This window comes from Streptomyces olivoverticillatus (assembly GCF_014203555.1).
Lineage (GTDB): Bacteria > Actinomycetota > Actinomycetes > Streptomycetales > Streptomycetaceae > Streptomyces > Streptomyces olivoverticillatus.
The window spans coordinates 255,465-277,110 of sequence record NZ_JACHJH010000004.1 but is presented as its reverse complement, the minus strand read 5'-3'; the positions used below and the strand labels follow the sequence as shown (position 1 = coordinate 277,110).

Genomic DNA, 21,646 nt, shown 5'->3' with positions numbered 1-21,646 from the left:
GGGGGCCGCCCCGCGCGAACGCGGGACGGCCCCCTGAACCTCACGGCCGCGACCAGGGCCGCAGCCCGCTCGTCAGCCCTGCGGACCGCCGAACAGGCCGCCACCGCCCGTCTGGCGCCGGCTCGGATCGGGCGTCGGCGTATCGCCCGTACCGCCGTCCACACCGCCGGGGCCGCCCGTGTCGCCCCCGTCGACGCCGCCGATCTGGCCCGGGCGGCACTTGCCGGGCTTGCACTGCTTGCTCGGCGACGGGGAAGCGGACGGGGACTTCGACGCCGACGGCGAGGCGGATGCCGAGGGCTGCGCCGAGGGCGGCGCCGACGGTGCGGCGCTGGGGGAGGGGCTGGCCCCGTCCCCGTACACCTTCTCTCCTATCGGCTGCGGCGCGTCGAACTGCAGGACGGGCGCCCCCTTGAGCGCCTTGCCCATGTAGTCCGCCCAGATCTCCGCGGGGAAGGACGCACCGTGGATCGTCGGCTTGCCGCCCACGCCGCGCATCGACAGGAACTCCTGCTTCTTGGCGTTCGGGTCGACGCGGTACATGCCGATCGCGGTCGACAGCTGGGGCGTGTAGCCCGCGAACCAGGCGGAGCGGTTGCCGTCGGTCGTACCCGTCTTGCCCGCCACCGGGCGGTCGCCCAGCTGCGCCGACGTACCGGTACCCGACTCGACGACGGTCTTCAGCACGTCGGTGACGTTGTTCGCCACGTTCGCGTCGAAGGCCTGCGCGCTCTTCTCCTCGTGCTCGAAGACCGGCTTGCCGTCCTTCTCCACCTTGTCGACGGAGTACGGGTCGACCTGCTTGCCGGCCGCCGCGAAGGTCCCGTACGCCCCTGCCAGCCGGATCGCGCTGGGGGCGGAGGTGCCCAGGGAGAAGGTGGGGGTCAGCGAGGCGAGCTGGTCCTTGTCCAGACCCGCCTTCACCGCGGCGTCGCGCACCAGGTCCGTGCCCACGTCCATGCCGAGCTGGATGTAGGGGGTGTTCACGGAGAACTGCATGGCGGTACGGAGGGTGATGTTGCCCCGGTCCTCGTCACCGTCGTTGCGCTGGTGCCACTCGCTGCCGTCGGTGTCGTGCCAGATCTGGCCGTTGTACGTCCGCAGCGCCAGCTTGTTGTTGCCGTTGTAGACGCTCTCCGGCGACACGAGCGTGCGCTGGCTGTCGCTCTGCTGCTCGCCGAGGCCGGGGTTGCGCTTGCCGTGCGTCATCGCCGCGGCCAGGACGAACGGCTTGAAGGTCGAGCCGACCTGGACGCCGGTGTAGTCGGCGTTGTTGGTGAAGTGCTCCAGGGCGTTCTCGCCGCCGTAAATGGCGACGATCTTGCCTGTCTTCGGCTCCACCGAGGCGCCGCCGAACTGGACGAACTGGTCGACGTCGCGCTCCTTCGGCTTGATGTTCGCCTTGCGCACCTCCTCGACCGACTTCGTCAGCTCGTCCACCTTGTTACGGTCGAAGGTCGTGTAGATCTGGTAGCCGCCCTTGTCGAGCTCAGCCTTGCTGATCTTGGAGTGGGCGACGACGTAGTTGTCGGCGAGGTCGGTGAGGTAGCCGATCTGCCCGGCACGGTTGGTCGCCTGCTTGGGCTTCTGCGGCTGCGGGAAGCCCTCCTTGACCCACTTGTCCCGCTCTTCCGGCGCCATGTGCTTGACCTGGACCTCTCGGTCCAGCGTCCACTTCCAGCGGTCCGAGGCCCGCTTGAGGTTCTTCTCCGGCGTCGCCGCCGGGCCCTGGCCGCCGTACGGGTCGTACAGGTTCGGGCCGTTCAGCGTCGCCGCCAGGAACGCGCCCTGGCTCGGGGTGAGGTCGGCGCAGTCGCGGTCGTAGTAGGCGCGCGCCGCAGCCTGGATGCCATAGGCCCCCCGCCCGTAATAAGCAGTATTGAGGTAGCCCGCCAGAATGTCGTTCTTGTCCTGGGTGGCTCCCACCTTTATGGAGATGAGGAGTTCGGTCGCCTTGCGCTTGAGCGTCTGCTCCTGGCTCAGGTAGGTGTTCTTCACGAACTGCTGCGTGATGGTCGAGCCACTCTGCGTCTCACCGCCCTGCGCCATCTTCACGACCGCGCGCGCGATGCCCATCGGGTCGACGCCCCAGTCCTGGTAGAAACTGGCGTTCTCGGCGGAAATCACCGCGAACTGCATCGACTTGGGGATCTGTGAGATCGGCACGATCTGCCGGTTCAGATTGCCGCCGCCGGCGACGACCATCTGCTTGCCGTCGGCCCAGTAGTAGACGTTCTTCTGGACCACCGAGGCCTTCTGCGCACTGGGCACCTGCACCACGGCCAGCGCCACGCCGACGATGCCGACGATCAGCCCGGCGAAGCCGACGCACATGCCCAGGACGAGCTTCCAGGACGGAAGCCAGCGCCGCACGCCGGACTTGCCGGCCCGCGGGTAGTCGATAAAGCGCTTCGTGACCGGACGGCCGTTGTCCTTTCGTCCCCGGCCGCCCCCGCCGGTGGCGGTGTCCGGGCCGCGTCTGCGGCCGCCTCCCGAGCCGCCGCGCGTGACGGCGCGCCGGGAATCGGCCCGGCCTCCGGCGCGTGGATCGGGTCCTGCGGAGTTGCTGGGTGGTGTGGCGCGTCGGCCGGACGTCGGCTGCTGGGCCGCGCGCCGGGCCGCGGCGCGTCCGCCGCCCTCGGGCTGCGGCGGCTTGCGGCGGTGCTCGCTCATCGAACGATTACTCCTCGGGCAGGCGCTATCGCCTGACAGCGGCAGGTGGCTTGCGTTCCCCCCGATGTGCGATCCGGCCGTCCCCCCGAGCCGCGAGCCGCACTGCACACGGGACGAGGACGCCCGGGGGCATCACCCGGTTCCCAGTGGTTTGCATGGCGCACAGACTACGCACGGCCAAATCCAGCCCACTGGGGATGTTCACTCCAATTCAGGCCCGTTGTGTCCCACGAATCAGTGATGTGACCTCGTTCACCGTGCCTCCTCTTGTCGCTGGAAGGCGCTCGTTCTATCGTCTGGATGTATCGAGTCGATACATCAGCTCGGCATAAAGGGACCAAGGGGACGAAGGGGGCTGGATATGAGCAGGCGCTCCGGAATCCTGGAATTCGCTGTCCTCGGCCTCCTCCGCGAGTCCCCCATGCACGGCTACGAGCTGCGCAAACGCCTCAACACCTCGCTCGGGGTGTTCCGTGCGTTCAGTTACGGCAGCCTCTATCCCTGCCTGAAGACTCTTGTGGCCAACGGATGGTTGATCGAAGAGCCCGGCAGTGCCCCGGAGGACGCCCGCGCGGCGTCCCTCGCCGGCCGGCGGGCGAAGATCGTCTATCGTCTGACGGCCGAGGGCAAGGAACACTTCGAGGAGCTGCTCGCCCACACCGGTCCGGACGCGTGGGAGGACGAGCACTTCGCCGCCCGCTTCGCGTTCTTCGGCCAGACCTCGCGGGACGTGCGCATGCGCGTGCTGGAAGGCCGCCGCAGCCGCCTGGAGGAGCGCCTCGAGAAGATGCGCGCCTCCCTGGCCCGCACCCGCGAGCGGCTGGACGACTACACCCTCGAGCTGCAACGTCACGGTATGGAGTCGGTGGAGCGCGAGGTCCGCTGGCTGAACGAGCTGATCGAGAGCGAGCGGGCCGGGCGCTACCAGCGCAACGGCTCCGCCGCGCCAGACACATCAGGAGAAGCGGGCGGCCTGCCCCGGCACCGGGGTGGCTCCCGGCCGGATCCGTCCGACGACACCACCAAGTGAGCTCTGCACTCCGCAGGGCTTGTCGAGTACAAACAGGGAGCAACCGGAATGGGTTCGGTTCGCGTAGCGATCGTCGGTGTGGGCAACTGCGCCGCCTCGCTGGTGCAGGGCGTCGAGTACTACAAGGACGCCGACCCGAACGGCCGCGTGCCGGGTCTGATGCACGTGCAGTTCGGCGACTACCACGTGCGTGATGTCGAGTTCGTGGCCGCCTTCGACGTCGACGCGAAGAAGGTCGGCCTCGACCTCGCCGACGCCATCGGCGCCAGCGAGAACAACACCATCAAGATCTGCGACGTGCCGCAGTCCGGTGTGACCGTGCAGCGCGGCCACACCTTCGACGGCCTGGGCAAGTACTACCGCCAGACCATCGAGGAGTCCGCCGAGGCCCCGGTCGACATCGTCCAGGTCCTCAAGGACAAGCAGGTCGACGTCCTGGTGTGCTACCTGCCGGTGGGCTCCGAAGAGGCCGCCAAGTTCTACGCGCAGTGCGCCATCGACGCCAAGGTCGCCTTCGTCAACGCCCTCCCGGTCTTCATCGCCGGCACCAAGGAGTGGGCGGACAAGTTCACCGAGGCGGGCGTCCCGATCGTCGGCGACGACATCAAGTCGCAGGTCGGCGCCACCATCACGCACCGCGTGATGGCGAAGCTCTTCGAGGACCGGGGCGTCATCCTGGACCGCACGATGCAGCTGAACGTCGGCGGCAACATGGACTTCAAGAACATGCTCGAGCGTGAGCGCCTGGAGTCCAAGAAGATCTCCAAGACGCAGGCCGTCACCTCCCAGATCCGCGACCGCGAGCTGGGCGAGGACAACGTCCACATCGGCCCGTCCGACTACGTGGCCTGGCTGGACGACCGCAAGTGGGCCTACGTGCGCCTCGAGGGCCGCGCGTTCGGCGACGTCCCGCTGAACCTGGAGTACAAGCTCGAGGTCTGGGACTCCCCCAACTCCGCCGGTGTCATCATCGACGCCGTCCGCGCCGCGAAGATCGCCAAGGACCGCGGCATCGGTGGCCCGATCCTCTCCGCGTCCTCGTACTTCATGAAGTCGCCGCCGGTGCAGTACTTCGACGACGAGGCCCGCGAGAACGTCGAGAAGTTCATCAAGGGCGAGGTCGAGCGCTAAAGCGCAGCGCGCTCGAGCGTCGGCGGCCCGGCTGCCGTCCGGCGCATCGCACCCACCGCAGGTCCCCGGGTAATCCACCCGGGGACCTGCGCGTTGTGTGAGGCTGTGCTGCATGCCCGTTGTGCGTGATCTTCGCGTCCTGCTCCACCTGCGCGATTTCCGCCACCTGCTGACAGTCCGGCTGCTCTCCCAGGCAGCCGACGGCGTCTACCAAGTCGCCCTCGCTGCCTACGTGGTCTTCTCCCCCGAGAAACAGACGTCCCCGGCCGCCATCGCCTCCGCCATGGCCGTGCTGCTCCTGCCGTACTCGCTGCTGGGCCCCTTCGCCGGGGTGCTCCTCGACCGCATGCGCCGCCGCCAGGTGCTGCTCTGCGGCAACCTGCTGCGTGCCGCCCTGGCCTCCGGTACCGCGCTGCTCATCGTCGCCCGGGTCCCCGACTGGCTCTTCTACGTCTCCGCCCTGTCGGTCACCGCGGTCAATCGCTTCGTCCTCGCCGGGCTCTCGGCCTCCCTGCCCCGCGTCGTCGACTCCGCGGAGCGCCTGGTCATGGCCAACTCCCTCTCCCCGACCGCCGGCACGCTCGCGGCCACCGCAGGTGGCGGGCTCGCCTTCGCCGTACGCCTGGCCGCCCCCGGTGGCGTCGCGTCCGACGCGTGCGTCGTCCTCCTGGGTGCCGTGCTGTACCTGTGTGCCGGACTGGCCGCGCTGCGGATGCCCGTGGGCCTGCTGGGGCCGGACGCCCGCGTCATCCGCACCCGGCTGCGGACGGCTCTGGCGGTCACCGTGCGCGGGCTGGCCGCCGGGATGCGACATCTGGCGGGGCGCCGCGCGGCCGCCTGCGCACTGGCGGCGATGACCCTCATGCGCTTCTGCTACGGGGCACTGACGGTCACTCTGCTGATGCTCTGCCGGTACGCCTGGTCCGACAACGACTCACAAGCACTGGCCCTGCTCGGCTATGCCGTCGGCGTCTCGGGGGCGGGGTTCTTCGCGGCGGCCCTCGTCACGCCGTGGGCCGTGGGCCGACTGGGGCGGCTCGGCTGGATCGCGTGCTGCGCCGCGACGGCTGCCGTCCTGGAGCCCGCCCTCGGCCTTCCCTTCGAGCCCGCACCCATGCTGGTCGCCGCGTTCGTCCTGGGTCTCACCACCCAGGGCGCCAAGATCTCCACCGACACGGTGGTCCAGGCCTCGGTCGACGACGCCTTCCGCGGGCGGGTCTTCTCGCTCTACGACGTCCTGTTCAACGTCGCCTTCGTCGGCGCGGCAGCGGTGGCGGCGCTCATGCTGCCACCGGACGGCCGATCGCCACTGTTGGTGGCAACGGTCGCCGTGATCTACGCAACAATCGCCCTTACTTTGCGCGGGTTTATCCGCCGGTAAATGTCACGCCAAGGCCACAGCATGCCTCAGCGCTGCGGAATTGTCGGTGAGTCCGGATACCTTACGGGCTGCATTCGCAACCGGATCACGCTTCTTTTCGGGGGTTACCTTGTCCACTCCGCCGCCCAACCAGCACCCGTACGGCCAGCAGGGCGGCAGCCCGTACGGCCAGCCGCAGCCCGGACCGTACGCGCAGCAGCCGGGCCCGTACGGCCAGCAGCCCCCCGGTCCCTACGGCCAGCAGCCCGGCCCGTACGGCCAGCCCGGCGGCTACCCCGGCACCCCGGTGCCCCCGCCGGCGCCGTCCCGGGGCAAGAGGCTGGGCAAGAAAATCGGTGGACTCGTTCTCGCCCTCATAGCCGCCGTCGGCTTCTACTTCTTCCGCCACATGAGCGACGACGACACCACCTCGCTGGCGGTCGGCGACTGCTTGCAGAACACCGGCTCAATGACCAACCCGAACATCAAGAAGCTCGACTGCACGGACAGCAAGGCGACCCACAAGGTGCTCAAGAAGGTCGACGGCTCCACCCTGGCTAGCCTGGCGTGCAGCAACGTCGAGGGCGCCACCGAGGCGCTCACCTGGAAGGAGCGCACCAACAAGTTCACGCTCTGCCTGGGTGACAACAAGAAGTAGGGGACGGATCGACCCCGGATGTGCTGAGGGGCGGTGTTTCACGTGAAACACCGCCCCTCAGCACATTCCGCCAGTGATGTTTCACGTGAAACACCACCGCGACGCATCAGCCCTCCTGGGCCGCCCACCACTCCTTGAGGGCAGCGACGGCCGCATCGTGCTCCATCGGCCCGTGCTCCAGCCGGAGCTCGAGCATGTGCTTGTACGCCTGGCCGATCTGCGGGCCCGGGCCGATGCCCAGGATCTCCATGATTGCGTTGCCGTCCAGGTCGGGGCGGATCGAGTCCAGCTCCTCCTGCTCCTGGAGCCGCGCGATGCGCTCCTCCAGGCCGTCGTAGGCACGGGAGAGCGCCTGGGCCTTGCGCTTGTTGCGCGTGGTGCAGTCGGAGCGCGTCAGCTTGTGCAGGCGGTCCAGCATCGGCCCGGCGTCCCGGACATACCGACGCACAGCGGAGTCGGTCCACTCGCCCGTGCCGTAGCCGTGGAAGCGCAGGTGCAGCTCGACCAGCTTCGAGACGTCCTTCACCAGGTCGTTCGAGTACTTGAGCTTGGTCATCCGCACCTTGGTCATCTTGGCGCCCACCACCTCGTGGTGGTGGAAGGAGACCCGGCCGTCCTTCTCGAAGCGCCGCGTCCTGGGCTTGCCGATGTCGTGGAGCAGCGCGGCCAGGCGCAGCACCAGGTCGGGCCCGTTCTCCTCGAGGTCGATGGCCTGCTCAAGGACAGTCAGCGTGTGCTCGTAGACGTCCTTGTGGCGGTGGTGCTCGTCGCGCTCCAGGCGCAGCGCCGGAAGGTCCGGCAGGACGAAATCGGCAAGGCCGGTGTCGACCAGGAGCCTCAGGCCCTTGCGGGGGTGGTCGGCGAGGATCAGCTTGTTCAGCTCGTCCCGGACCCGCTCGGCGGAGACGATCTCGATGCGGCCGGCCATCTCCGTCATGGCGGTGACGACCTCGGGCGCGACCTCGAAGTCCAGCTGTGCGGCAAAGCGCGCGGCCCGCATCATGCGCAGCGGGTCGTCGGAGAAGGAGTCCTCCGGGGTGCCCGGGGTCCGCAGCACGCGGGCGGCCAGGTCCTCCAGCCCGTTGTGCGGGTCGATGAACTCCTTCTCCGGCAGCGCCACGGCCATGGCGTTGACGGTGAAGTCGCGGCGGACCAGGTCCTCCTCGATGGAGTCGCCGTAGGAGACCTCCGGCTTCCGGGAGGTCCGGTCGTAGGCTTCCGACCGATATGTCGTGACCTCAATGTCGAAGTCCGACTTGCGGCACCCCACGGTGCCAAAGGCGATCCCGACCTCCCAGACCGCGTCGGCCCACGGCCGGACGATCTTCAGCACCTCTTCGGGGCGGGCGTCGGTGGTGAAGTCCAGGTCGTTGCCGAGGCGGCCGAGCAGCGCATCCCGCACCGATCCGCCGACCAGGGCAAGCGTGAACCCGGCCTCCTGGAATCGGCGGGCAAGATCGTCGGCTACGGGGGACACCCGCAGGAGCTCACTCACGGCACGGCGCTGCACCTGGCTGAGCTCGTTCGTCGACGGCGGGGTGGGGCTGTCATTGTTGGCGTTCGGCACAACAGAACAGGGTACGTGTCCGCGCGCGCCGAGGCCTCTTCGTTATGGGGCGCTTCACAACAGCTCTCACAAAGCAGGCGGAGCCCGGACAACAGGCCGGGCAGCGATCTTGTAGTGCGGTCCGCAGCACTTCGTCACAGCGGGCCTCGTTACCATTCGTGGACGCACATCCGACGACCACTGACGACGACGAGAGACGGGCGAGCGCGTGGCCGATGCGGCAGAGTTCCAGGGGACGAGATCCGCTCCTGCCTGCCGGTGGTACCGGCACCTCGCGATGCTGATCGCCGGGGTGCTGCTGGTCATGGGCTTGGGACAGCTTCCCGCGGCGCAGTCCGCGCACGCGGAGTCCGCCGGCTCCCGGGCGGTCGCCATCTCGGTCGACTCGCTGACGCCCGTCGCCCCGAAGCAGGACGACACGCTCACCGTTTCCGGCACGGTCACCAACAACGGAAAGTCCACGATCACCGGGGCCCGGGTGGGCCTGCGGGTGGGCCCCCAGGTCGGCACGCGCAGCGACATCGACGACATCGCCGACCGCAGCGGGTTCTCGCCGGGCACCGACGGCTCCGAAGTGGGCGGCAACCACACCCAGAAGATCGAAAAGCTGGCGCCCGGGGTCAGCCAGGACTTCTCGCTCTCGCTTCCGGTGAAGGACCTGGACCTCGGCAAGGACGGCGTCTACCCGCTCGGCGTGACCCTTTCCGGGCAGTCCGCCGACCAGCCGTACGAGCACGTCCTCGGCATCCACCGGACCCTGCTGCCGTGGCAGCCGTCCGCGACCGACGGCAAGAAGACGAAGCTCACCTTCCTGTGGCCCTTGATCTCCGCCACCCACCTCTCCGCCCGCACGGAGTCCGACCAGCAGCAGACGCCGATCTTCCCCAACGACGACCTGGTGGCCGAGCTCGCGCCGGGCGGCCGGCTGCAGCAGCTGGTGGCGCTGGGCAAGGGGCTGCCGATCACCTGGGTGATCGACCCCGACCTGCTCGCGACAGTCGAGGCCATGACCAAGAGCTACCGGGTCGGCGAGCAGAGCGACCAGAGCACCCCCGGCAAGGGCCAGGCCGTCGCCAAGCAGTGGCTCAACCAGCTCCAGGACGCCGTCGGCGGCCACCAAGTGGTGGCGCTGCCCTTCGGCGACCCCGACCTCGCTTCGCTCGCCCACCGCGGCAAGGACGTCTCCGGGGCCCTCAGCCACCTCCAGTCGGCGACCGAGCTGGCCTCGACGACGGTGGACACGATCCTCGGGGTCAAGCCGCGCACCGACTTCGCCTGGCCCGTCGACGGCGCGGTCGACTCCTCGATCGTGGACGTCGCCACCTCGGCCGGCGCCCACAACGTCATCGCCCGCAGCGACAGCCTCCGCGACCCCAGCGGCCCGTACGCCCCCACGGCCGCCCGCCAGATCGGCGGCGGCAACACGGCGATCGTGGCCGACGCCCGGCTGTCCACCGCCTTCCAGAGCGAGATGATCCGGGCGGGCGACTCCTCGCTCGCTGTGCAGCGCTTCCTCTCCCAGACCCTGATGGTGAACAAGCAGGCGCCGGAGGAGGAGCGCAGCATCGTCGTGGCACCGCAGCGGATGCCCACGACGAGCCAGGCGCAGGCCATGGCGACGGCGCTCAAGGGCCTCTCGGACGGCCGCTGGACCGAACCCCTGGACCTGGGCGACGCGGCGACGGCCAAGCCCGACCCGTCCGCGAACCAGCAGGTGCCCGGCAGCGGCTCCTACCCCGACGGGCTGCGTGCCCAGGAGCTGACGACCGAGGCGTTCGAGCAGATCCAGAAGACCCAGAGCGATCTGGACGGCTTCAAGGTGATCCTCACCGCACAGGACCGGGTCGTCACCCCCTTCGGCAGCGCGATCATGCGGGAGATGTCCACGTCGTGGCGCGGCGATCCCAAAGGCGGACAGGCCTTCCGCGACGCCGTGCAGTCCTACCTCGACCAGCTCAAGCGCCAGGTCCACCTGGTCAGGAAGTCGGACGCGACGCTGTCCGGACGCAGCGCGACGATCCCGGTGACCGTGCAGAACGGCCTGCTGCAGGGGGTCCAGGGGCTGACGCTCGTCCTGGTCTCCCAGCAGACGAACCGCCTCCAGATCGAGGACAAGCAGCAGATCCGGATCGAGGGCGGACGCCAGCAGACGGTGAAGTTCGAGGCCCGGGCCAACGCCAACGGTCCGGTCCAGGTGACCGCCCGGCTCTACGCCGCCGACGGCCAGCCCTACGGCGACCCGATCACCTTCACTGTGCATGTCACCTCCATCACGCCTATGGTGCTGCTGGTCATCGCCGGTGGCGTCCTCCTCCTGGTTCTCGCCGGGCTCCGCATCTACCTCCAGCGCAAGCGGGCTGCTGCCCGTAAAGCCGCAGGTGGCGGCCCTGACGAGCCGGGCGGGGGAGAGCCGGACGACGGCGGCGGGTCCGATGACGGCAAGCCCGCGCAGCCGGGTGACCAGGCCGCGGACACCACGGCGCAAAGCGGTGGGCCGTCCGGCCCAGGTGAGAAAGTGGAACGTTGACGACTTTGTGGGGCCGGTCGGCCGCGGACAATGAGGTGGGGTAGCGATGAACGCGCCGTACGACGGTGACCGCGGGCAGGACGCGGGCGGTGAGCAGCAGCGGGAGCCCTTCCCGCCGCCCCCGCCGCCCGGCCCGGGCGCCGCGCACCAGGGCCCGTACGCCCAGGACCCCTACCTCCGCGACGCCTACGCCGCCGAGCCGTACCCCGGGCACGACGCGACCGCCCAGGGTCCGGTGACCGACGCGCCGTACGACCTGAACCCCCACCCCGCGCAGCAGCCGGGTGGCTACCAGCAGCAGTCCGCGCCTGCGCACGCGGCGGAGCCGCAGATGTGGCCGCCCGCCCAGGCCCAGCGTGCCGAGGCCCCGGCTCCGGCACCCGCCCGGCCGTACGACGTCGACGCCACGACCAAGCTCGTGGGCGTGGAGGGCTTCGGCAACCAGGCCTCCGCCTCGGACGGCCGGCCCGAGCGGGACGCGTTCACGCACCTCTACCGGGACCAGCAGCAGCCGTACGAGCCGCCGCGCCAGCCCGGCCAGCAGATCCCCGCGCCTGGTCAGTACGTCCCCCAGCCTCCGCAGACGCCGCAGTCCCCGTCCGCCGAGCCCACGCCGCCGGAAGAGGCCCCCGCGGCGGCTCCGGCCGCGGCCAAGGGCGGCAAGGCGGCGAGCCTGCTGAAGTCGAGCGCGCTCATGGCGGCGGGCACGATGGTGTCGCGCCTCCTCGGCTTCGGCCGGAACCTGGTCATGGCGGCCGCGATCGGTGTCGGCAGCCTCAATGACACCTACCAGGTCGCCAACACCCTGCCGACCATGATCTACATCCTGGTCGGTGGTGGCGCGCTGAACGCCGTCTTCATTCCGCAGCTGGTGCGCGCGATGAAGAACGACGAGGACGGCGGCGAGGCCTACGCCAACCGCCTTCTGACCCTCGTCGTCGTCCTGATGGCAGGCGTCACCACGGTCTGTGTCCTGGGGGCTCCGCTCTTCATCAAGATGATGTCGCCGAGCATCGCCTCCGACCCCGCACAGATGGACGTCGCGGTCGCCTTCGCCCGGTACTGCCTGCCCACGATGTTCTTCATGGGTGTGCATGTCGTGCTCGGCCAGATCCTCAACGCCCGGGGCCGGTTCGGCGCGATGATGTGGACGCCCGTCCTCAACAACATCATCATCATCGCCACCTTCGGCTCCTTCATCTGGGCCTTCGGTCCCTTCAGCGAAAGCCACGTCGGCGCCGCGAACATCTCGCCCGAAGGCATTCGCCTGCTCGGCATCGGCACCCTGCTGGGCCTGGTCGTCCAGGCCCTGTCGATGTTCCCCTACCTGCGTGACGCGGGCTTCCGGATCCGGCCGCGCTTCGACTGGCGCGGCCAGGGCCTCGGCAAGGCCATGGGCCTCGCCAAGTGGACCTTCTTCTTCGTCCTCGCCAACCAGCTCGGCATGGTCGTCGTCACTCAGCTCGCCACCCGGGCCGGTGGTCTGGCGGAGAAGGGTGGCCACACCGGCACCGGCTTCGCCGCCTACCAGTACGCACTGCAGCTCTGGCAGATGCCGCAGGCCATCATCACCGTCTCGGTGATGACCGCGGTCCTGCCCCGGATCTCCCGCGCCGCCCACGACGGCGATGCCTCGGCCGTCCGCGACGATCTTTCACACGGCCTGCGCACCTCGGCGGTCGCGATCGTGCCCTGTGCCTTCGTCTTCGTCGCACTGGGCGTCCCGATGTGCACCCTGATGTTCTCGGGCGGCGCGGGAAGCGCGGGCGCCACCAACATCGGGTTCATCCTGATGGCGTTCGGCCTCGGCCTGATCCCGTACTCCGCGCAGTACGTCATCCTCCGCGGCTTCTACGCCTACGAGGACACGCGCACCCCGTTCTACAACACCGTGATCGTCGCCGCGGTCAACGCCGTGGCCTCCGTCGTCAGCTTCTTCGTCCTTCCTTCGCGCTGGGCCGTTGCCGGCATGGCCGCGTCCTACGGCCTGGCCTACGCGGTCGGCGTCGGCGTCGCCTGGCGACGGCTGCGGACCCGGCTGGGCGGGGAGCTGGACGGCGCCCGCGTCGTACGGACCTACGCCCGCCTGGCCGGTGCGTCCGTCCCCGCGGCACTGATCGGCGGAGCGATCGCTTACGGAATCGGTCAGGTTCTGGGCAACGGCGTCATGGGATCGCTCGCGGCCCTGGTCGGTGGCGGACTGATCCTGATCGCGGTCTTCTATATCGCCGCCAAGCGGATGCGCATTGACGAGTTGACCGCCATGGTCGGTATGGTTCGCGGTCGACTCGGTCGCTGACCGGAGCACAACCATCGCCCGCCGCCGCGTGTCGTGCATAGCACCGGACTGTGGGCACAATTGTCTTGGCTGTGGACAGCGTGCAACGGATGGGGAGGCAGGAGCGACGGTGGCGGAACGGAGCACGGCTGCCGTCGACGTGGCCGACAACAGCGGCGACCAGCCGCTGACCGCCGAGGCGGACCAGGCCACGACCGACGAGGCGCAGGCCGAAAAGAAGGTCAGCACCCACAAGGGCACCCAGCGCACGGAGAGCGAGAGCCCCGCGCGCGACGCACAACCGCCCGAGCTGCACAGCGGTCACAAGCTCGCCAGAAGGTACCGGCTGGAGGAGTGCGTCACCCGTCTGGACGGATTCAGCAGCTGGCGTGCCGTCGACGAGAAGCTGCGCCGCGCCGTCGGCGTCCACCTGCTGCCCGCCGACCATCCGCGGGCCCGCCCGGTGCTCGCCGCGGCCCGGTCCGCCGCGCTGCTCGGTGACCCCCGCTTCGTCCAGGTCCTCGACGCCGTCGAGGAGAACGAGCTGGTCTACGTCGTCCACGAGTGGCTGCCCGACGCCACCGAGCTCACCCCGATCCTCGCCACCGGCCCCATGGAGCCGCACGACGCCTACCAGCTCGTGAGCCAGGTCTCCCAGGCCATGGCCGCGGCCCACCGCGAGGGTCTCGCCCACCTGCGCCTCAACCCCGGCTCGGTCCTGCGCACGGGGACGGGGCAGTACCGCATCCGCGGCCTGGCCGTGATGGCCGCACTGCGCGGCATCACCTCCGACCATCCCCAGCGGACCGACACCGAGGCGATCGGCGCGCTGCTCTACGCCGCGCTCACCCAGCGCTGGCCGTACGAGAGCAATGCGCACGGGCTGTCCGGCCTGCCCAAGGGCGTGGGGCTCATCGCCCCCGATCAGGTCCGCGCCGGTGTCCACCGGGGCCTCTCCGAGCTCGCCATGCGCGCCCTCGTCAACGACGGCGCGACCGCGGCGCGGCAGGAGCAGCCCTGCACCACGCCGGAGGAGCTGGCCAAGGCGGTCGCCGCGATGCCGCGCATCCGGCCCCCGCAGTCCGAGTACGCGACGCCGCCCCCGTTCGCCCGTGCCCCACAGGCGTCCCGCAACGGCCGCCCCGTCCAGCCCATGCCGGCCGCCCCGCCGCCGCCCCTGCAGAGCCGCACGGGACGGGCGTTGAAGTGGACCGTCTCGGCCATCCTCATCGCCGCACTGGGCCTGGGAAGCTGGCAGCTCGCGGACACTCTGCTCAAGAAGGGCGAGCCGGACACCTCGCACTCGCAGCCGTCGAATGAAGACAATTCGAAGAAGGCGGAGAGCAAGCCGATCGCCATCGCGGGCGCCGAGGAGTACGCAGCCGACGGCCAGCCGCAGCACAGCGAGCAAGTGGGCCAGACCTACGACGGGAAGCCCGACACCGCGTGGCACACCCACTCGTTCGACGACGGGCCGGAAATCGTGATCAAGCCCGGCGTGGGGATCGTTTACGACCTCGGGTCCAGTCAGAAGGTCGACGGCGCCACGGTGGGGCTGCAGTTCGGCGGCGATCACACCACCATGACTCTCTACGGGGCCGATTCGCCCTCGGCGCCGCTGAGCTCGATGAAGAAGCTCGCAAAGGTGAAGACGAGCGCCACCACGGCGAAAATCTCCCTGAAGAAGCCGGCGGAGACGCGGTACGTCCTCTTGTGGATCACCGCGATGCCCCACGCTGGACGCGAGCAATACAGCGGTGCGGGCTACAAGCAGGCCATCACCGAGGTGCAGTTCACCGGCTGACCGCACGTCGGACCGGCAGGGGGGGAGGCTCGACGTTGGACGACGTCACACGCGCCGGCACAAGTGACACCGAGCTCCTCGCGCTGCATGTCGACGGGGACCCGGAAGCCTTCGGGGAGATAGTGCGGCGCCACCGTGACCGGCTCTGGGCGGTGGCGCTGCGCACGCTCGGAGACCGGGAAGAGGCCGCGGACGCCGTGCAGGACGCCCTGGTCTCGGCCTACCGGGCCGCCCATACCTTCCGCGGCCAGTCCGCCGTCACCACCTGGCTGCACCGCATCACCGTCAACGCCTGCCTCGACCGAGCCCGCAAGGCCGCCTCCCGGCGCACCGCGCCCCTCGTCGAGACCGAGCGGCTGGAGCAGCTCCTCGAACCGCACGAGTCCGCGGCCGCACCCGCCGAACGCGGGGATCTTCACCGTGAGCTGATCCAGGCGCTGGCCACCCTGCCGCCGGACCAGCGGGCAGCTCTGGTCCTCGTCGACATGCAGGGCTACCCGGTGGCCGAAGCAGCCAAGGTGCTGGACGTGCCGACCGGCACGGTGAAGAGCAGATGTGCTCGCGGCCGGGCGCGGCTGCTCCCTCTGCTCACCCATCTGCGCCCCGATGGCAGGGGTAGCCCACCTCTTGACAGGGAAAGGAACCGGTCGCAGGGGACGTCCGTCCCACCACCGGCAGGGCAGAGCGACGCAGATCCAGTGAAGGGCGGAGGTGGGCGAGCGTGACTTCAACGACCGGCACGGATGGGCACCCGGAGGTCGCGGAGATCTCCGCACTCACCGAAGGCATCCTCTCCCCCTCGCGGACGGCGGACGTCAAGGAACATCTGGCGGGCTGCCCTCTGTGCGAAGACGTACGGAGCTCGCTGAACGAGATCCGGGGGCTGCTGGGGACGCTCCCCGGGCCCATGCGGATGCCGGAGGACATCGCCGGCCGTATCGATGCGGCCCTCGCGGCGGAAGCGCTGCTGGACGCAACGGCTCCCGTGGACGCCGAGGCACCTGACCCGGCGCAGGTCCCCGTTTCACGTGAAACGGAGATTGTCGCGCCCACCGTGGTTTCACGTGAAACCGAGCGCGTTTCACGTGAAACCAACGACCGCCCGGCGGGACGCCCTCGCGCGGCGACCGGGCCCAGCCGTCAAGGCCCCGCTTCCGGGGCCCGTATCCGGCGGGCCCGCCGCTGGCCCAAGGTGCTGCTGGGCACCGCCTGTGCCGCCGCGGTCATCGGAGTCGGCAGCTTCTTCCTCCAGACCGGTGACAACGCGACCCGCGCGGACCACCCCGAGCCGGCCAAGAGCCCGTCGGCGGTCGGGCTCGCCTCCGGCGACCTCAGGACGCGCGTCCACGAGCTGCTGGTGAGCAATAAGTCCGCCGAGTCACGGGGCATGAGCGCCCAGAGCTCTCCCGAGACCTTCCAGGACACCGGGACCACGCCCCCGGCCTGTGTCCGCGACGGCATCCAGCGGGCCGAGCCTGCGCTGGCCACACATCAGGAGACGTACAACGGGGAAGACGCCTATCTGTTCGTCCTGCCCCACTCCGGCAACACCGCTCTGGTGGACGCCTATGTGGTCTCCGCCACCTGTGGCACCTCTCCCTCCCAGGGGCCGGGTGCCGGGAAGGTGTTGCTCAACGAGACCTTGGCGCGTAACTGAGCCGTCTCGCCGCGTGCTGTCGTCCTCCTCGGGAATGCGCGCCCCGTAGGATCCGTTGGGTGGGGTGAGACCCAGCAAGGACCCAAACAGCTGTCGGCAGAGACAAGGAAGACACCCGTGAGCGACGTCCGCAACGTGATCATCATTGGCTCCGGGCCCGCGGGCTATACGGCCGCGCTCTACACCGCCCGTGCCTCCCTGAAGCCGCTGGTCTTCGAGGGCGCCGTGACCGCCGGTGGTGCGCTGATGAACACCACCGACGTGGAGAACTTCCCCGGCTTCCGCGAGGGCATCATGGGCCCGGACCTGATGGACAACATGCGGGCCCAGGCCGAGCGCTTCGGTGCGGAGCTGATTCCGGACGACGTCATCGCCGTCGACCTCAGCGACGAGATCAAGACCGTCACCGACTCCGCCGGTACCGTGCACCGCGCCAAGTCCGTGATCGTCACCACCGGCTCCCAGCACCGCAAGCTGGGCCTGCCGCGCGAGGACGAGCTGTCCGGCCGGGGTGTCTCCTGGTGCGCCACCTGTGACGGGTTCTTCTTCAAGGACCAGGACATCGCCGTCATCGGCGGTGGCGACACCGCCATGGAAGAGGCCACCTTCCTCTCCCGCTTCGCCAAGTCCGTCACCGTCGTCCACCGTCGTGACGCCCTGCGCGCCAGCAAGGCCATGCAGGAGCGGGCCTTCGCCGACCCGAAGATCTCCTTCGTGTGGGACAGCGAGGTCGCCGAGATCCACGGTGAGAGCAAGCTCTCCGGGCTGACCCTGCGCAACCTCAAGACCGGCGAGACCTCCGAGCTGCCGGTGACCGGTCTCTTCATCGCCATCGGCCACGACCCGCGCACGGAGCTCTTCAAGGGCCAGCTCGAGCTGGACGAGGAGGGCTACCTCAAGGTCGACGCCCCCTCCACCCGCACCAACGCCACCGGTGTCTTCGGCGCCGGCGACGTCGTCGACCACACCTACCGCCAGGCGATCACCGCCGCCGGTACGGGCTGCTCCGCCGCCCTCGACGCCGAGCGCTACCTGGCCGCGCTCGCCGACGGCGAGAACCTCCGTGAGCCCGAGCAGTCCGCCGCCGTCTGACCTTCATCTCTCTCCCCCCCCCACACACAGAAGATTCAAGGAGACATCTCAATGGCTCTCAAGGCCGTCACCGACGCTTCCTTCGACGAGGACGTCATCAAGAGCGACAAGCCCGTCCTGGTGGACTTCTGGGCTGAGTGGTGCGGCCCCTGCCGCCAGATCGCCCCGGCCCTGGAGGCGATCGCCGCCGAGCACGGCGAGAAGATCGAGATCGTCAAGCTGAACATCGACGAGAACCCGACCACGGCCGCCAAGTACGGCGTGATGTCCATCCCGACGCTCAATGTCTACAAGGGCGGCGAGGTCGTCCAGACCATCGTCGGCGCCAAGCCGAAGGCCGCTCTGGAGCGCGAGCTCACGGACTTCATCCACGTGTAAGCGAAGTACAGAAGACAGCGCGCGGTTTCACGTGAAACCGCGCGCTGTTTTCTTGCCCCGTCGCACCGTCAGGCCTTCACAACCGTCAGGCCTTCACAGCGGCCGTAGGGCGGGCTCCTTCTGGACGGCTCCGAGCAGCCGGTCCAGGGCCAGCTCGACGTCCTCCTTCCAGGAGAGCGCCGAACGAAGCTCCAGCCGCAGCCGGGGGTAGCGGGGATGCGGGCGTACGGTCTTGAAGCCCACCGCCAGCAGGTGATCGGCGGGCAGCACACACACCGGCTCCTTCCAGCGGGAGTCGCCAAAGGCCTCGATCGCCTTGAAGCCCCGCCGCAGCACATCCTTGGCGACCGTCTGGACCATCACCCGGCCCAGCCCCTGCCCCTGGTATCCCGGCATCAGCCAGGCGGTCATCAGCTGGACGGCATCCGCGGCCACGGGGCTGGTGGGAAAGGCCGTCGAGCGTGGCACATAAGCGGGCGGCGCATAGAGCACAAAGCCCACCGGCACATCGTCGACATAGACCACCCGACCACAGGACCCCCACTCCAGCAGGACGGCCGAGATCCAGGCTTCCTTCTCCAGCTCGGGACGGCCGGCTCTCAGCGCGGCTTCACCACTGACGGGGTCGAGCTCCCAGAAGACACAGGCGCGACATCGCTTGGGGAGGTCCGGGAGGTTGTCGAGAGTGAGCGGTACGAGCCGACGCCCCATGCAGCCAGTTCCTCACTTCCGTCGCGTGCCACGCTCCGGGCGGCGCCCAGCGCACTGCGCTCCCTGAGAAGACTGCCGACGAATCCGCCGACTGCCCCCAGGATCAAGCCCGCTGCCACCAGTCCGGTCCGGCTCACCGTTCGCATGGCCCCGCCCCTCCGTGAACCAAGTCCAACGTGGATGTGCCATACCTCAACGCATGGTATCCGCAGCTTGTTTGGGTCGATAGCTCGACAAGGCAAAGGGCGGGTTGTGTTCATCATGGAGGTTCCACGTGAAACACAACCCGCCCTGAGCACCCGACACAAGGGGCACTGCTTACTCTGCGGCGCCCTCGTCATCGCCGGTGAGCTTCTGCTCCAGCACCCGGCCCTCGCCGGGAGCCAGCGTGCTCAGAATCCGCTCCAGGTCGTCCATCGAGGCGAACTCGACGACGATCTTGCCCTTCTTCTGCCCGAGGTCCACCTTCACCCGGGTCTCGAAGCGATCCGACAGCCGCGACGCCAGATCGGTCAGCGCCGGGGAGACCCGGGCACCGGCCCGGGGGCCCTTGGGCTTCCCCGACCCCTTGGGCCGTGAGCCCATCAGGGTGACGATCTCCTCCACCGCACGCACCGACAGCCCCTCGGCCACAATGCGATGCGCGAGCTTGTCCTGCTCCTCGGAGTCGTCGATGGAGAGGAGAGCCCGCGCATGCCCGGCGGACAGCACCCCGGCCGCCACCCTCCGCTGCACCGGCGGAGAAAGCTTCAACAGCCGCAGCGTGTTGGAGACCTGAGGGCGCGAACGGCCGATGCGGTCGGCCAGCTCGTCATGGGTGCAGCTGAAGTCCTTGAGCAACTGGTCATAGGCGGCCGCCTCTTCCAGCGGGTTCAGCTGGGCCCGGTGCAGGTTCTCCAGCAGGGCGTCCAGGAGAAGCTTCTCGTCCTCCGTCGCCCGGATGATGGCGGGAATCTTCTCCAGACCGGCTTCACGGCAGGCGCGCCAGCGGCGCTCGCCCATGATGAGCTCGTAGCGCTCGGGGGCCAGCTGCCGGACCACCACGGGCTGGAGAAGGCCGACCTCCCGAATGGAGGTCACCAGCTCGGCGAGCGCATCCTCGTCGAATACCTCGCGAGGCTGCCTGGGGTTGGGCGTAATGGAGTCCAGGGGGAGTTCGGCGAAGTGGGCCCCCGCCACCGGCGCCGACTCCACACCGTCGATTCCCTGTGCAGCCTCTGTTTCACGTGAAACGCGGCCCAGCGACGCAGAATCCGGAGCAGCCGGCTCAAGGGCGTCGGAGAGCTCGTCCACCGGCAGCGTGGCCGCCCTCCCCGCTGTCACCCCCCGCTCCACCGTGAGCACGGGCACCGCAGCAGGGGAGGTCGCGCCGGGCCCCATGGCCGGCCCGCTGCTCTCCGCCGCCTTGGGTGCAGGTGGGATCAGCGCACCGAGCCCCCGGCCCAGTCCTCTACGTCGCTCACTCACTGAAGCCCCTCCGACATGCTGTGCTGGTCATGCTGCTGTTGACGGCCCACCGTATGGGCCATGCCACCGTCGTAGTGCACCCCGACCCCCCGCAGTGCGATCTCCCGGGCTGCCTCCAGGTAGGACAGCGCGCCGCTGGAGCCCGGGTCATAGGTAAGAACGGTCTGCCCATAGCTCGGCGCCTCCGAAATACGGACGGAGCGCGGAATGCTGGTCCGCAGCACCTCGTGCCCGAAGTGGCTGCGCACCTCGTCCGCCACCTGCGACGCGAGCCGGGTCCGCCCGTCGTACATCGTCAGCAGGATCGTGGAGACATGGAGCTTGGGGTTGAGGTGCCCCCGGACCAGCTCCACATTGCGCAACAGCTGCCCCAGCCCCTCCAGCGCGTAGTACTCGCACTGGATCGGGATGAGCACCTCGGCGCCTGCGACCAGGGCGTTCACGGTCAGCAGGCCGAGCGAGGGCGGGCAGTCGATGAGGATGTAGTCCAGCGGCTGCTCATAGGCCTTGATCGCCCGGTCCAGCCGGCTTTCCCGGGCCACCAGCGAGACCAGCTCGATTTCGGCGCCCGCGAGGTCGATGGTGGCAGGGGCGCAGAAGAGCCCCTCCACATCCATGACCGGCTGCACCACATCGGAGAGCTGCCTGCTGTCCACCAGGACGTCGTAGATCGAGGGCACCTCGGCGTGGTGATCGATGCCCAGCGCCGTGGAGGCATTGCCCTGCGGGTCGAGGTCGATCACGAGCACCCGGTTGCCGTGCAGCGCCAGGGACGCCGCGAGGTTGACCGTAGTGGTGGTCTTGCCCACGCCGCCCTTCTGGTTGGCGACCACCATGACCCTGGTCTGCTCCGGCCGGGGCATGGTGTGCGGCGTTTCACGTGAAACGACTTCGGAAGCGGCCTCTCCGGCGGGGAGAAAACCGGGAGCCGCCACCGGCTCGGAATCGGCGGGGCGGGGACCGGGGACCGGATCGGTCATCGGCCCCGCAAGATTGGCGTCGGACCGCAAGGATTCACTCTCCTCGACATCAGGCTCGCAATAGGCAGAGCCTGCCATGCTTTCGGGGTCGTGAACCAGCGAGGCCCGTTCTCCTGTGGATGAATCCCATGAGCCTGTGGATGAATCCACGTCCTGGACCGGTCGGCGGTCACGCGGCGCGGCGAGAGCGGCGGCACCCGCGCGCCCTCGGCCGATGATTCCATGCAACAGGGAGCGACGTTTCACGTGAAACACGATGCATGGCACACACCGCGACCCCGCCGCGACACTCCGTTATGGGTAGTTTTGCCAGCTTGTATGGAGCACTGCCCG

16 protein-coding genes are annotated in these 21,646 nt (G+C 69.2%); 11 read left to right on the top strand and 5 right to left on the bottom strand.

What is annotated here, in order from left to right:
- Positions 1-72 precede the first annotated feature (72 nt).
- Positions 73-2,673 carry a transglycosylase domain-containing protein gene (locus tag FHS39_RS15420; protein ID WP_184349914.1) on the bottom strand — a complete coding sequence of 867 codons (2,601 nt, stop codon included), beginning with the start codon at positions 2,671-2,673 and terminating at the stop codon, positions 73-75.
- Between the two features lie 361 nt (positions 2,674-3,034).
- Here FHS39_RS15420 and FHS39_RS15415 point away from each other — a divergent pair, with 361 nt between their 5' ends.
- From FHS39_RS15415 to FHS39_RS15400, 4 genes are all read left to right on the top strand, one after another.
- Complete coding sequence (locus FHS39_RS15415) at positions 3,035-3,703, top strand: PadR family transcriptional regulator (protein ID WP_184349913.1); 669 nt, start codon at positions 3,035-3,037, stop codon at positions 3,701-3,703.
- Positions 3,704-3,751: 48 nt separating this feature from the next.
- Entirely contained in the window at positions 3,752-4,834 is a 1,083-nt protein-coding gene (locus tag FHS39_RS15410; RefSeq protein ID WP_184349912.1) for an inositol-3-phosphate synthase, read from the top strand.
- A gap of 112 nt (positions 4,835-4,946) precedes the next feature.
- Entirely contained in the window at positions 4,947-6,215 is a 1,269-nt protein-coding gene (locus FHS39_RS15405; RefSeq protein ID WP_184349911.1) for an MFS transporter, read from the top strand.
- A 109-nt stretch (positions 6,216-6,324) separates the two neighbouring features.
- Complete coding sequence (locus FHS39_RS15400) at positions 6,325-6,852, top strand: LppU/SCO3897 family protein (protein WP_184349910.1); 528 nt, start codon at positions 6,325-6,327, stop codon at positions 6,850-6,852.
- 106 nt (positions 6,853-6,958) lie between these two features.
- Here FHS39_RS15400 and FHS39_RS15395 read toward each other — a convergent pair whose 3' ends face one another.
- Positions 6,959-8,419 carry a CCA tRNA nucleotidyltransferase gene (locus FHS39_RS15395; RefSeq protein WP_184349909.1) on the bottom strand — a complete coding sequence of 487 codons (1,461 nt, stop codon included), beginning with the start codon at positions 8,417-8,419 and terminating at the stop codon, positions 6,959-6,961.
- Between the two features lie 208 nt (positions 8,420-8,627).
- Between FHS39_RS15395 and FHS39_RS15390 the strand changes: the two genes are divergently transcribed.
- From FHS39_RS15390 to trxA, 7 genes are all read left to right on the top strand, one after another.
- A complete protein-coding gene (locus FHS39_RS15390; RefSeq protein WP_184349908.1) occupies positions 8,628-10,946 on the top strand; it encodes a DUF6049 family protein in 2,319 nt (772 codons plus the stop codon).
- A 46-nt stretch (positions 10,947-10,992) separates the two neighbouring features.
- On the top strand, positions 10,993-13,245 hold the full coding sequence (murJ, locus tag FHS39_RS15385) for a murein biosynthesis integral membrane protein MurJ (RefSeq protein WP_184349907.1): 2,253 nt from the start codon (positions 10,993-10,995) through the stop codon (positions 13,243-13,245).
- A 109-nt stretch (positions 13,246-13,354) separates the two neighbouring features.
- Complete coding sequence (locus FHS39_RS15380) at positions 13,355-15,028, top strand: protein kinase family protein (RefSeq protein ID WP_184349906.1); 1,674 nt, start codon at positions 13,355-13,357, stop codon at positions 15,026-15,028.
- A gap of 35 nt (positions 15,029-15,063) precedes the next feature.
- Positions 15,064-15,753 carry an RNA polymerase sigma factor SigM gene (gene sigM / locus FHS39_RS15375; protein WP_184349905.1) on the top strand — a complete coding sequence of 230 codons (690 nt, stop codon included), beginning with the start codon at positions 15,064-15,066 and terminating at the stop codon, positions 15,751-15,753.
- Positions 15,750-16,685: a zf-HC2 domain-containing protein gene (locus FHS39_RS15370; protein WP_184349904.1), complete on the top strand. Its 936-nt coding sequence runs from the start codon at positions 15,750-15,752 to the stop codon at positions 16,683-16,685. Before sigM ends, FHS39_RS15370 begins: the two co-directional genes overlap by 4 nt.
- A 117-nt stretch (positions 16,686-16,802) precedes the next feature.
- The gene (trxB, locus tag FHS39_RS15365) at positions 16,803-17,777 is read left to right on the top strand and encodes a thioredoxin-disulfide reductase (RefSeq protein WP_184349903.1); all 975 of its coding nucleotides are present in this window, start codon (positions 16,803-16,805) and stop codon (positions 17,775-17,777) included.
- 51 nt (positions 17,778-17,828) lie between these two features.
- Positions 17,829-18,155, top strand: coding sequence for a thioredoxin (gene trxA, locus FHS39_RS15360; RefSeq protein WP_184349902.1), 327 nt, complete (start codon positions 17,829-17,831; stop codon positions 18,153-18,155).
- A gap of 93 nt (positions 18,156-18,248) precedes the next feature.
- On the opposite strand, the gene FHS39_RS15355 is transcribed toward trxA, so the two are convergent.
- The 3 genes from FHS39_RS15355 to FHS39_RS15345 form a co-directional block, all read right to left on the bottom strand.
- Entirely contained in the window at positions 18,249-18,866 is a 618-nt protein-coding gene (locus FHS39_RS15355) for a GNAT family N-acetyltransferase (RefSeq protein WP_184349901.1), read from the bottom strand.
- A gap of 318 nt (positions 18,867-19,184) precedes the next feature.
- Positions 19,185-20,333, bottom strand: coding sequence for a ParB/RepB/Spo0J family partition protein (locus tag FHS39_RS15350; RefSeq protein WP_184349900.1), 1,149 nt, complete (start codon positions 20,331-20,333; stop codon positions 19,185-19,187).
- The gene (locus FHS39_RS15345; RefSeq protein ID WP_184349899.1) at positions 20,330-21,391 is read right to left on the bottom strand and encodes a ParA family protein; all 1,062 of its coding nucleotides are present in this window, start codon (positions 21,389-21,391) and stop codon (positions 20,330-20,332) included. The genes FHS39_RS15350 and FHS39_RS15345 overlap by 4 nt, the downstream gene beginning before the upstream one ends.
- Positions 21,392-21,646 lie beyond the last annotated feature (255 nt).

What these genes read in the sequence shown, in the direction of transcription:
- FHS39_RS15415 (WP_184349913.1), top strand. Translation starts at nt 3,035, where the DNA reads ATGAGCAGGCGCTCCGGAATCCTGGAATTCGCTGTCCTCGGCCTCCTC.
- FHS39_RS15345 (WP_184349899.1), bottom strand. Translation starts at nt 21,391, where the DNA reads ATGGCAGGCTCTGCCTATTGCGAGCCTGATGTCGAGGAGAGTGAATCC.
- FHS39_RS15355 (WP_184349901.1), bottom strand. Translation starts at nt 18,866, where the DNA reads ATGGGGCGTCGGCTCGTACCGCTCACTCTCGACAACCTCCCGGACCTC.
- murJ (WP_184349907.1), top strand. Translation starts at nt 10,993, where the DNA reads ATGAACGCGCCGTACGACGGTGACCGCGGGCAGGACGCGGGCGGTGAG.
- FHS39_RS15420 (WP_184349914.1), bottom strand. Translation starts at nt 2,673, where the DNA reads ATGAGCGAGCACCGCCGCAAGCCGCCGCAGCCCGAGGGCGGCGGACGC.
- FHS39_RS15405 (WP_184349911.1), top strand. Translation starts at nt 4,947, where the DNA reads ATGCCCGTTGTGCGTGATCTTCGCGTCCTGCTCCACCTGCGCGATTTC.
- trxA (WP_184349902.1), top strand. Translation starts at nt 17,829, where the DNA reads ATGGCTCTCAAGGCCGTCACCGACGCTTCCTTCGACGAGGACGTCATC.
- FHS39_RS15410 (WP_184349912.1), top strand. Translation starts at nt 3,752, where the DNA reads ATGGGTTCGGTTCGCGTAGCGATCGTCGGTGTGGGCAACTGCGCCGCC.